Raw genomic sequence first — 12721 nt, 5'->3', positions numbered from 1 at the left:
TCAATTACTTGTTTAGCAACAGGCAAGATGCCTGTTCCACAAGAAAATTCACTCTTTGTGGAACGGGCATCTTGCCCGTTTTTGAGAATGGTGCAAGATGCAAGTTTTAACCGACTTTCGCTATCAGCCAGGGAATTCATTCCCTGGCGGGCTCTCGAAGCATGAATCAACCCAGCCATCTCCCCCTCTTGTGCTCTTGCGGGTTGATTCCCGACTAAAGACGGGGCGATCGCCAGTACGGGTAAAATCGAGACTGACAATATTAGACGCCAATAGAAAAAATTACGTTTCACAGCTTACAACTCACAATTTCACTTCTAAACGCATGGGGATTTAGAAACCCGGAAAATCCGTATGTTTCTTCTTACTAAATCCGATATTTTTAGCCGATCGCACTAATTGCCCTCAAGCCCTACTACAAAAGGCTCACCCCGGAATAGAAATCACCAACTCCGAACCCTCCCCCAAAGAAGACTTCACCAGTAACGTACCTCCATGTTTTTCTACAACAATTTGATGGGCGATCGACAATCCTAATCCAGTTCCTTGACCCACAGGCTTGGTTGTAAATAAGTGGTTAAAGATGTTTTCCTTGACTTCGACTGACATCCCCACTCCATTATCCTTAATGCGAATCAAAACCTGATTGTTGTCTTCGCTCAGAACAGTTTGAACCGTTATTTGATTAGCTAGGGCTTTAATTTCACTAAAACTGCGCCCCTTATTTGACTCCTCCAGAGCATCAATGGCATTGGCCAGTACATTCATAAATACCTGGTTTAACTGTCCGGGAAAGCATTTCACTAGGGGCAAGTTACCATACTCTTTCACAACTTCAATGGCCGGGCGGAACTCGCTGGCTTTTAAACGGTGCTTGAGAATTAGCAGAGTGCTTTCAAGTCCATCATGAATATTGAAAGAAACTGGTCGATCGCTATCAGCCCTCGAAAACGTTCTCAAACTCGTACTGATATTGCGGATGCGATCGACTCCCTCCTGCATTGAGCCAATCAATTTGGGCAAATCTTCTCGCAAATACTCCAAGTCCATATCCTCTATTTCGGCTTCAATTTCCCCTCCCGGATTGGGAAATTTTTCTTGATACAAATCAATCAAATTGAATAAATCCCCCACGTATTCTATAGCCGGTTGCAAGTTGCCGGCGATAAAGCCTACGGGATTGTTAATTTCGTGGGCTACCCCTGCAACTAAATTTCCCAGAGCCGACATTTTCTCACCCTGCACCAATTGCAACTGCATCTGTTTGAGATTGTGGATAGATTGCTCTAGTTTTTGGGCATAATCCTGAGATTGTTGATAAAGCTGTTGAGATTCCTGATACAAGCGGGCGTTTTCCAGCGAGATCGCAGCTTGGGAGCAGAGGATGTTGAGGAGGACGACGCGATCGCCAGTGAATGCCCCCGTCGTCAGATTATTTTCCAAGTAGAGAATTGCCATCATTTTGCCTTGATGGATAATCGGAGTACATAGGATGCTCTTAGGTTGCTGCTGCTTTATATAGGGGTCAGAAGCAAATATTAATTCTGTCTTGACATCATCGAAAACTAGGGCTTTATGGGTGCGTTTGACGTAATTAATGACAGTCTGAGGAATTGATTCGCTGTCCTCTATCCCAATATTTTCTTGCAGAATACAGCCTTGGCTATCGCTACAGTGGACGGCGATTTTCCAGTTTTCCTCTTCTTTCAAAATTAATACTCCTGTTTGAGCGCCTGCATTCTGAATCGCCACTTCCATCAGGGTAGTGAGCAATTGTTCCAGCTTAATTTCGCTAGACAAAGCTTGATAAGCTTTGATAACAGTTGGTAAATCTATTACTGTGGTACTCGTACTTCCAGCAATTGTTTGGTTTTTGCTAGAAGATGAGGTGTCATGGGAGGTGGTCACTGCCTCGAACAAACGAACTTGATTATGTTGCAAAATAGGAGCCAGCAATTGAGAATAGCGTTGTTCTATGTCGTCAATTTTCGCTTTAGCTCCCCAACGAGAGTAGGCATAGTAGGCATCAATTAGATAAAGTTGAGCAATTTTTTCTTTACCCCATTGTAAATAAAATTTTGCAGCCAGCTCATTTGCCAAAGCTTCTTCATTGAGGTATTTGTTTTCTTTAGCCAGAGCGATCGCGCGATCGTAAAAATCCATCGCCTCAACTTGCTGTCCTAAAACGCGATATCGCTCTGCCTCGACCAAATAGAACTTATGCAAGTGATTCATAGGGGCATACTCCGCCCATCGCTTGCTTTTTGCCTGATTTACTGCTACTTTTTCTAGGAGTGCAGCTTGTTTTTCCGCATCAGCCTCTGCATACACCGCTAAGTACGTTAGAGACCCATAGAAATAAATCAGCGAATACTGAAGCCCTGCGGTTAGAGCATCCGAATATTGCTCTGCTAGCACGGCATTTTCCAGCGCTTGTTGATAGTTTTCAAACAAATAACCGAGAATCAACTTGTTGAGATAAACGCTGCAAATCGCATACTGCACGTTATTAGCTTGATGCTGCGGTATCATGATGTCTTCATCATAAGCTTCCCCAACCAAACGGCAGGGGTTATCGGTTTTGCCTCGCAAGTTCAAAACAGCCTGCCGAAAAATTTTCACGAAACTGAGTGCGTTTCCCTGACGAATCTGATGAATAGCGCGATCGAAGGTTTCTGTCTCCCGCTCCATTTCCGCCAAGTCTCTGCCCATAGAGAAAGAAAGCGCCGTATAATTGTAAAGTCCATAGGCAGCATATTCTAATTCTCCTGCTTCTAGGGCAATTTGATGGGCTTCTAATAAAAATGGCAAAGAATCTTGGGGGTAGCGTTTCCAATGCCGGACATAGCCATAAACAAGGTTGTAGGTTTTGGTTTTCAACTCTTTGCTTTTCACATTATCTAGCAGACCTAAAGCTACCTCACCTGATTGATAGCCGATATCAATATCACCTCCTGTTCCTGCATGAATTAAACCATACCAAGCATAACTAAAAGCAGATGTAGGTGCATTTCCATAAGTGAGAGATAGTTCTATTGGCTTGCACACAATCAGCGGGAATAATTTAGATGCAGACTGATAAGAAGCCGACACAACCGTGCCTAAAATTCGCAGGGCTGCCAGATAATAGGAGTCGGTCATCTCTGGAAGATTAATCAATTCTTCCAACGTGTGGCTGGCGAACTTGCGTTTTGTTTCTTCCTGCGTTTGCTGAACCTTTTCCGGGCTGGGATTCTCTGGAAATTCCACGCCCAGTTGTTTGAGAACAATCAGCGCAGTCTGTTCTGCTAAGGGTAAATTATTCTGAGCGATGTAACTTTGAATTCGCACTGTATAAACTTTCACAGTATCCAGAGAGGTTCGGGCTTGCTGCAACACGATTTGCACCCATTGATCCATTTGTTCAAATTCACCGCTCAGGAATGCCGCTTCAACTGCTTCCTCATATAGGTTTAAGGTGAGTTGGTACTGGCTGTCCCAACAATCCGTTGCTAATAATTCAATTCCGTTACTCAAGCACTCAAAGGCTGCAGCATACGCTGTTGCGGCTTTTGCTTTTCGTCCAGCTACTAGATTTAACTGGGCATATTCTTGCCGTTGCACCCGATCGCTAACCAGCTTAATCGCCATATTCAAATGGTCAACCATTTCAAAAATTCTTTCTTCCCGCTCGACTTCCGATGTTTCCTTAAACAGCAGTTGCCCTATCTTTAAGTGGGTCGAGCGTTTTTGATCTTCGGGAATGAGAGAATAGGCAGCCTGCTGTACGCGGTCATGCAAAAACTTGTATTTCGCTAATTGTTCATGGCTAGTTAATAAGTGATGGGTATCTTCCCGGGCCGCTGGCTCAGCTAAGTCTTTACTAGATTGTTGATAAAATTTATAAACATCGCTAACTGGTAAAATCAACCCTTCTTGCAATGCTTTCCACAAAGCTGTTGCTGTTTCTGTTGGCGAATTTTCATCAACAATTGCTAAGGTCGCCAAATCGAACTGATTGCCAATACAAGCAGCTAACTTTAAAACTTCCTGTGTCCTGATTGGCAACTTTCGCAACTGAACGGCCATGAATTCTACTACATCATCCGTTAGTGCCAATGTTCGCACTCTAGCGATATCGCACTGCCAATACCGAGATTCAAAATTAAATTCAATTATCTCATCTTCATGCAAAGATTTGAGGAATTGTGTGCTAAAAAAGGGATTGCCTTGGGTTTTCTGATAAACGAGTTCTGTCAAAGGCAGAGCCAATGTTGTAGAACAAGCTAAGGTATCGGCAATCAGACAATTCAACTCCGAGCGATCGAGCGGCGCGAGGGTAATGGTGTTGACTGTGGCTCCGGTTTGTTGAATGTCGGATAATGTCAGCACCAAAGGGTGTACGGGACTGACTTCGTTATCTCGATACGCTCCAATTAACAAGAGATACCGCCGATCGCCATCGCTCGTCAAAAGTTGAATCAACTTTAATGAGGCTGAGTCTGCCCATTGCAAGTCGTCTAAGAAGATAACGAGGGGATGTTCTTTGGTTGTGAAGAGTTGAATGAACTTCTCTAATAAGCGATTGAAGCGATTTTGGGCAGCACTGGCGACGAGTTCTGGTGCGGGAGGTTGCTCTCCGATAATCTGCTCTAGTTCGGGAATTACCTCAACGATTACCTGAGCATTCTCGCCCAATGCTGCCAGGATTTGAGTCTTCCACTGCTCAACTTTAGCATCTGTTTCGCTCAGCAATTGCTTCATTAAATCGCGAAAAGCTTGTACAAAAGCTGAGAAGGGTTGGCTGCGGCCAAATTGGTCGAATTTGCCTTTGATGAAGTAGCCTCTAGCTGCGACAATCGGTTTGTGAACTTCGTTGACGACGGCGGTTTTGCCAATACCTGAGAAGCCAGCCACCAGCATCATTTCCGCGCTTCCTCCACTCACGCGATCGAAGGCTGCTAGTAGGGAGAATACTTCCCTCTCTCTACCATATAATTTTTCGGGAATGATGAAGCGATCGCACAAATCTCGCTCCCCTATTTTAAAGTTAATCAGCGCTCCTGTCTCTTGCCACTGGTACAAACAAGTTTCCAAATCAAACTTGAGTCCGATCGCACTTTGATACCTATCTTCAGCATTCTTCGCCATCAGTTTGCTAACAATTTCAGACAGCACCAAGGGAACGCTTTTGTTAAGGTGATGGACTGGAATAGGCTGCTTGGCAAGGTGACAGTGTACTAACTCTATCGGATCTTCGCTTTGGAAAGGCAACTGTCTCGTCAGCAGTTCGTAGAATGTAACTCCCAGAGAGTAGAAATCTGTGCGGTAATCAATGCCTCGGTTCATTCGCCCAGTTTGTTCGGGAGATATGTAAGCTAAAGTGCCTTCAATGAGGTTGGGATTCTGAATTTCTTGGGTTTGGCGCGGCAACAGGGAAGCGATGCTGAAGTCAATCAGCTTCACTTGTTTGCTGACAGGGTTAATTAAAATGTTCGCCGGTTTGAGGTCTTTATGGATGACGTGGTGGCGATAAAGTCCATCGAGGGAGTTGGCAATTTGAATGGCAATGGGAAGAAACTCGTTAATGGGCAACCCTTCCAGAGGTTCGTTGCTGGCGAACACCAGACTAGCGAGGTAGCTACATAAGGAAATTCCGCCAAAGTCTTCCATCACCAGAGCATACTGGTTATGGTAAGTCTCCAGGCTGTATGCCTTGACAGTGCCGGGTATCTCTAAGTTTTTAGTAATGACAAACTGATTGCGGAAGTGAACCAGTTCGTGGAAGCGAGGAAAGTCATTTCGCAGCAGTTTGATCACTACGGGCTGCTGATCGGAAGACCGACGGCCACGATAAACTAGAGTTCGATTGCCTGCGTATATTTGCTCGTTAATCTGATATCCTCGAAAAATATTTGTTATGCTAGCCATACCTACCTATTCCTACTGTTTCTGTCAAGCCAGAAGCTTTTTAGAGTTAATATAGCGCTTCTCAAGCGTTGTGAGGTATGGGGGCGAGTCCTATGCCCTATGCCCTATGCCTTATGCCCTATGCCCACGGAGCCCTATGAGCACCTCATGTTACTGAGAAAGGCTATAGCTTAAATGTCAAGCCTGACAAGGACTTGATTGGCATTTTGACATATTTGTTCAATTGATTTTACTGCTTTAACTATTGATTTAGCATAGTAAGTAACGAAGAACCCAGATTTGAAAAGCGATCTCGGAGTTTACGGTCAACGTTACGGCATCGAAGCAATGTTTAAAGACTGTAAAACAGGAGGATATAATCGGGAGGGTTGTCAAGCATCACCCGATCAATTGATTGCCAACCATGATTTTAATTGCTTTAGCTATGACTGGAGCCTGGTTACAGGGAAAAAAAACCAATTTTCAGGGACAAAAGAAATATGTTGGTCGGATTCAAGAGATAGGTAAAACTAGAAGAAGATATAGCAACTTTTGGGTTGGTTTGTATGATAACAATTGGCTAATCGCTGTTGACTCTTGTCAGGAGTGGGTAGAGTCCATACAGAGTTTAGTTCGCAATAAAAAGTCATTTTATCAGAAGGGCTTGAGAGCCATAAAGCGAATGCGGGCAAGCACTTTAGCCTCGTTGTCGCCCTCTGAAGAAATACAGCCTCCCGAACGCCCCCAAAAGCGGGGAAGTTCCGTTTCAGCTTGGATCGGCTTTTTTGAAGCTTTGCGATCGCAAGTGGCAAAGATGTGCCAGCAGCAATTTTTCCACAAGGTGAAGTGCCAGCTTGCTAAGTTCTTCGCCCCAGACTTTGTTGTAGAACCAAGCCAAAGGATCGCAGTCTCAATAGTAAGTAATGGGTGCGATCGTGTGCTTTGTAACCCTTTAATAATTTACTAGCGAGTTTTACTTGCTGGCGATTGAAAAAACTTCTGCTTGGGGGTGAAAAGAAACCGGGAAAAAGCCTCCTTCGCGCATTTCTTGAATAGTCTCTTTAACCGCCTGAATAATGCGCTCTGTGTCTTCATGAGTGTGAGCAGTGGAGAGAAAGCAGCTACGACCTTCAGATATGAAAATACGCTTTTCGAGTAAGTGAAAAAGTAGCGGATCTATCTCAACCGAGGCAACAGCGCGAAATTGCGAGCCGAAATTTACAAGCCAGACAGAGACTTCATTTTCTTTGAAATAAGCATTCAGGGTTTCAACTAGCTGCGAAGTTCGCTGATTCAACTGCTGCTGAAGGGCTGGGCCTTGACTTTTAAGATAGCGCAGCACGGAACGCGCAGCGGCCAGAGCAAGTGGGTGCTTGCAAAAAGTGCCGGCAAAAATTGTTGTTTTTACCTGGGGGTAGGAATCATCGCCGTAGTTCCACAAACCGCCGTCAATTTTATCCATATAAGCAGCTTTTCCAGCGATAACTCCAATGGGCATACCGCCCCCGACAATTTTACCGTAAGTTGCAATATCTGCCTCAATGCCAAACCACGCCTGCGCGCCGCCTTGATGAATTCGGAAACCAGTGACCATTTCATCAAAAATCAGCGCAATTTCTGATTCTTTTGTTAATTGCCTGAGTTGCTGGAGAAATTCTTTGGGTTGCAAATCGAGACGGCGGCTTTGCACCGGCTCCACGAGAACCGCCGCTAATTCGTGCTGATGAGCTTTGATAATTTCCAGGGCATGAGGGCTTCCGTAATCCAAAACTAAAACATCTTCAATAAAATTAGCGGGAATTCCTGGCGCTTTGGGAATGGTGCGTAAATCGCCATTTATGTTTTTTACAACTGCCAGAGTTCCGTCAAAATGACCGTGATAAGAACCCGAAAACAAAGCAATTTTATTGCGTTTAGTTGCCGCTCTAGCTAATCGTAGGGCTGCCATCACCGCTTCGGTGCCAGTATTAGAAAAAGCGACGCGCTCCATCCCCGTCAGTTCGCAGATTAATTCCGCAACTTCTCCGGCAAGGTCTGCTTGTGGGCCAATTTGTACGCCGCGATCGAGTTGCTCTAATAGGGCTTCTTTAATAAAGGGCGGATTATGACCGAAAAGATTGATGCCAAATCCCATTGTGATATCGATGTATTCGTTGCCATCAACATCCCACATTTTAGAACCCAGCGATCGCTCGGCGACAATGGGATAAAACATCTCCTTGACGGGCAAGCGAAACCCATCTGAAGCCCGATTGTCAGCGAGAACCGGACGGTATTTTTGCGCGAAATTCTTAGAGGTCTTTGTGCGATCGGTGTAGCGCTCTATCAGCGCTTTCATGTGTCTTTGCTGCAATTGTTCGTTCATTTTGAATTCTCCAGAGTTTGAGTCAGGTAGGATCGCAATGCTTTGCGCCCTTACAGGTTTTAATTGCGGCTACCTATCAAGCCAGAATCGGCGAGATAGGAAAAGTAAGTGCGAAACAAATTCGCATCCGCTTGCGGACAGGTGATGTCAGTGGTAGCAAGTCCATCTAGCGTATTTTGGCAATCGAAATGTAGCGTTCCTGATTGTGGCATTTCCGCTTCAGAAACTTTTTCGGAAAAAAGACCGACTAGCGGGTACAAAGCATGATCGGGAGAATATCCAGCGCGATTGATTATTTCTGCTTGCCAAGCCTCAGAAGAAACTCGTTTGATTGGATAACCCATTGAGCCAATCCAGCCAAGCAATTCACTCATTTGAAAGGACTGACTGTTGACTAAATGAAAAGTTTTTCCGAGCAATTCTTTTTGGCTCGAAAGATGAACGATCGCTCGGCTCACATAGTCAACAGGCGCTACATTCATCAGCTTATCACCATCGGGCGCACATCCAAGTTGCACGCAACCAGCGATTAACCTGTACAGTAAGTCACTGGGATTGCAGGCCCCTGTTTTGCTGTCCCCAGAAATGCGACCTGGCCTGTAAATGCTAACAGGAATGCCGCGATCGCGCGCGACCTCTACTAACTTTTCTGCCACCCATTTAGTCTGAGTGTAAGCGCCTTTCAGACCCTCTCCCGGAGTGAGTTCATCCTCCTCTCGCACCACCTTAATCCCAGATTCTCCCATTGCCGAGAAAACGGAAATCGTAGAAATTAAATGGACTGGTTTTAGCTTACTTTGACTCGCCAATCTCAGAACTTCCTGCGTCCCCAAAACGTTAGCGGGTTTGAGAACCGAGTAGGGATAAGTAAACTTGACAAACGCGCCATTGTGGTAAATGACATCAATTTTACTGGCTAAAACTTGGAACTGCTCCTCGGAAAGCCCCAAAAGTGGTTGAGACAAATCTCCAGCAATTGGGATAATGCGATCGCTGCTGCTTTCATCCCAAATTAAATAGGATTCGAGGCTGCTTTGAATCCGCTTTTTAGCTGATTCTGAATCGGCAGAACGGACTAGGCAATAAATTTCTGCTTGAGTTTGTTGCAAGAGATCGCGGAGTAAAAAGGCTCCCAAAAAGCCCGTCGCCCCTGTTAAGAGAATGCAAGCTGGTTCAGTTTTTTGCTCGCTCAATGGAGTTGTAGGGCGAATTGCCGGATCTAAAACAACTTCAGCGTTAATATCGAAATTCGAGGGGCGATCGCCCGCTGTGTTGCCCCCTTGTTGCATTTCGATTTTTTCAGCTAAACCAGCTACCGTAGGAGCTTCAAACAAAACGCGCAAAGGCAATTCCACCTGAAAAGATTCTCGCACTTTAGCTAACAACTGAGTAATCAGTAATGAGTGTCCCCCCAAGTCAAAGAAATTGTCGTGAATTCCTACCTTTTTAAGGTTGAGAAGCTGGCTCCAAATTCCGGCAAGAATCTCCTCACCGGGAGTGCGAGGGCCTACAAACGTATCTGTAAAATTGGCTGCTATGGACGGTGCAGGAAGCGCTTGACGGTCTATTTTGCCATTGGGAGTCAGTGGCAGCGCTTTCAGAACCACAAAAGCAGAAGGTATCATGTATTCGGGCAGTTGTTCTTTGAGGAATGAACGCAGGCTTTTAATTAGTTGTGAGTCCTGAATGCTGGGTTTTGAGTGAGAAACAATATAGGCGACTAAACGCTGATTTCCCGGTTCATTTTCTTGAAGTAAAACGGCTGCCTCGCGTACAGAGGGATGGTGAGACAGCCCCGCCTCAATTTCCCCTAATTCAATGCGGAAACCTCGCAACTTTACTTGGCGATCGACGCGATCGATAAATTCTATATTTCCGTCTGGCAAATAGCGAGCTAAGTCGCCAGTTTTGTAAAGTCGAGTTTCCGGTTCCTGAGTCAATGACTTGCAAATGAATTTTTCTGCGGTGAGCTCCGGTTGGTTTAGATAGCCGCGAGCCAATCCCGCACCAGCAATATATAATTCACCGGCTACCCCTACAGGAACCGGCTGCAAGTGCGAATCGAGCAAATAAATCTGCGTGTTGGGTAGCGGGCGACCTAAAGGAACTGTCTGGGAAATGCGATCGCCTTGCATTTTTACCTGATAAGTCAGCACGCCTACAGTTGTTTCTGTCGGCCCGTAATGGTTGAAGATCGAGCAGTCTGGATTGTATTTCTGAATTGTTTCAATTAAATTCCACATCAAAGGCTCACCGCCGAGAATTAATCGCTTTTTCGGTAAGATTTGCGAGGCGTTAGAAGCGCTCAACAAAGCTTTTAAGTGAGAGGGAACAATTTTCAGACAATCGATAGAATGTTGCTGAAAATAAGCCGCAATTGCTTGAGGATCTGTTGCGCGTTCTTGAGAGATGATGTGCAGGCATCCACCCGAACACAAAGCCGGAAAAATAACGGTGTTTCCCAAGTCGCCGGCAAAGGTAGAAACGGTGGCATAATTTGCACCTGATGGCAGGTTTAATTTTTCCTGAATTCCGTGCAGGTAATTGAGCAGTTGTCGGTGTTCAATAGCGACTCCTTTGGGGGTGCCGGTGGAACCGGAGGTATAGATAATGTAAGCTAAATTTTCACCAGAAGCAGAGACGAAAGTAGTAGGAGAAAAAGAGGTAATGTCTGTATCTAAGCAGACGATATATGCCTTAGTTTCCGGCAAATTTTTGATGAGATGCTGTTGGGTTAACAGCACTGGAGTCTGAGCATTTTGCAGCATCAATGCTAGGCGCTCTTTGGGCATGGCTGGGTCGAGCGGTAGGTACGCGCCACCTGCTTTGAGGATGCCTAGAATTCCAGCGATCGCCTCTAAAGAGCGATCGACGCAAAGGCCGACAATCACCTCTGGCTTGACACCTAATTGTTGCAAGTAATGGGCGATTTGGTTAGCGCGGGCGTTGAGTTCGCTGTAGGTAATTTGCTGATTTTCACAAACAGCAGCTATACGGTTGGGCGATCGCTCTGCTTGTTCTTCAAAAAGCTGGTGAACGCACTTATCGAGCGGGTAATCTGCTTTGGTGCTGTTGAATTCTAGTAATAACTGATGTCGGGCGCGATCGCTCAGCATTTCCAGCTTGCCGATTGCGGTTTGTGGGTTGCTGGCTACACTTTGCACTAAGGCGTAAAATTGCTCGGCCAAGCACCGGATACTGTTGTCTGCAAGGAAGATAGGATCGTAGTGAAACTCAGCGGCGAGCGAGTCTTTTTGGCGGTGGCAAGAGAGTTTAACTTTGAAGCGATCGCAGCACGCATACTGCTTGTAAATCGAAAAAAATACGCCACTAGCCGAATGCTTTTCGAGTTGTTCCTCAAACTCGAAACCAAATGGAAAGCCGGAAGAGTTGCCTAGATATTCGTGGGAGAAATATTCTTGATACTTGTATGCTTCGCGTTCTTCCTGCTGAATTTGCTGCAATGTTTCCGCGAAGGAAAAGTTTTCTGTTAGCTGGCCCTGCAGCGGTAAAAATTTGGCAAACAGCCCAAGCGCTGGCTCTAGTTCTTCGTATTTTCGACCGTCGAATGCCACGCCAACAGCGATCTCTGATTGGCCAATCAGCCGCCAGAGCAAAATTTTCCAGCAAGCGAGCAAGAATGTAGAAAGTGAGGTGTTGTACTGGCTGGCGATCGCTTCCACTTTTCCCAGTAAAGCTAACTCTAACTTGACCTCAAAAGCTTGGGGAGTAAATTGAGATGGCGCGTTAATTAATCTATTTTCAAACGGCAACCTTAAACTCGCTAGCGCTGAAAAATTATGCCCAGTCCAGTATTCTTTGCCCTCCGCCGCTTCCTCATCTTCTAGCAATTCATTTTGCCATTCGGAAAATTGAATGTATTGCACAACTTCATCGGTAATTTCTTCGCCGTGAAGGCAGGCGGCATAGCACTGGCTGATTTCTTGAACCAGATTTTTTAGTGTGCGACTATCGGCGCACAGTGCGGGCAAACTAACCAGTAAAATATGCCTCTCCGATGAAAGTGTAATTAAAGACAAGTGCCAAACAGGATTGCGATCGAAGTTGAAGAAAGCGCTCTTTTCTTGCTGAAAAATCTCTTCTATTTTGGCTTCTTGCTCCTGGGGATTTACTTCACTCAAGTTAACCCAGTTCCACGAAACAGAGCTATGTTCGGAGATAACTTGTATAGGAATTTTTAGCCCGACCTTTCCCTGAAAGCTTGTGCGGATAATTTCGTGGCGATCGCTAACTTTTTCTAAAGCTTTCTTGAGGTTATCAGTTTGAAGACTTCCCTCGATCGAAATAGCGGATTGAATGCGATAAGCAGCGCTGTCTTGCTGCAAAAGCCACAGATATTTTTGCTGGGGTGAAAGCCGAAATCCATTAATTGTTTGCATTGTTCCTCTTTATCAAAGCACTACTTTATTCTCGTTACCTTTGCCTGGAAGAGATGATATTATGCCC

General features: G+C 45.3%; 4 protein-coding genes and 1 pseudogene. 1 reads left to right on the top strand and 4 read right to left on the bottom strand.

Annotated elements, in window-relative coordinates:
• Together QUB11_RS07065 and QUB11_RS07060 are read right to left on the bottom strand one after the other, a co-directional pair.
• Window positions 1-293, bottom strand: a pseudogene (locus tag QUB11_RS07065) (phosphodiester glycosidase family protein); the annotation flags it as partial.
• A 133-nt stretch (window positions 294-426) separates the two neighbouring features.
• Window positions 427-5910 (bottom strand): AAA family ATPase, encoded by a 5484-nt coding sequence (locus tag QUB11_RS07060; protein ID WP_333200151.1) that lies wholly within the window; start codon window positions 5908-5910, stop codon window positions 427-429.
• Window positions 5911-6334: 424 nt separating this feature from the next.
• On the opposite strand from QUB11_RS07060, the gene QUB11_RS07055 reads away from it, so the two are divergent.
• Complete coding sequence (locus tag QUB11_RS07055) at window positions 6335-6856, top strand: hypothetical protein (RefSeq protein ID WP_333200153.1); 522 nt, start codon at window positions 6335-6337, stop codon at window positions 6854-6856.
• A 6-nt stretch (window positions 6857-6862) separates the two neighbouring features.
• Here the strand turns inward: QUB11_RS07055 and QUB11_RS07050 are convergent, their stop codons facing one another.
• Both QUB11_RS07050 and QUB11_RS07045 read right to left on the bottom strand, forming a co-directional pair.
• Complete coding sequence (locus QUB11_RS07050; RefSeq protein WP_333200154.1) at window positions 6863-8254, bottom strand: aspartate aminotransferase family protein; 1392 nt, start codon at window positions 8252-8254, stop codon at window positions 6863-6865.
• Between the two features lie 59 nt (window positions 8255-8313).
• A complete protein-coding gene (locus QUB11_RS07045) occupies window positions 8314-12654 on the bottom strand; it encodes an amino acid adenylation domain-containing protein (protein WP_333390140.1) in 4341 nt (1446 codons plus the stop codon).
• Between the last annotated feature and the right edge of the window lie 67 nt (window positions 12655-12721).

The sequence above is a fragment of the Microcoleus sp. B6-A1 genome (assembly GCF_036705085.1).
Lineage (GTDB): Bacteria > Cyanobacteriota > Cyanobacteriia > Cyanobacteriales > Microcoleaceae > Microcoleus.
Note: the sequence above shows the minus strand (reverse complement) of the source record. Positions and strands in the feature narration are given on the sequence as shown.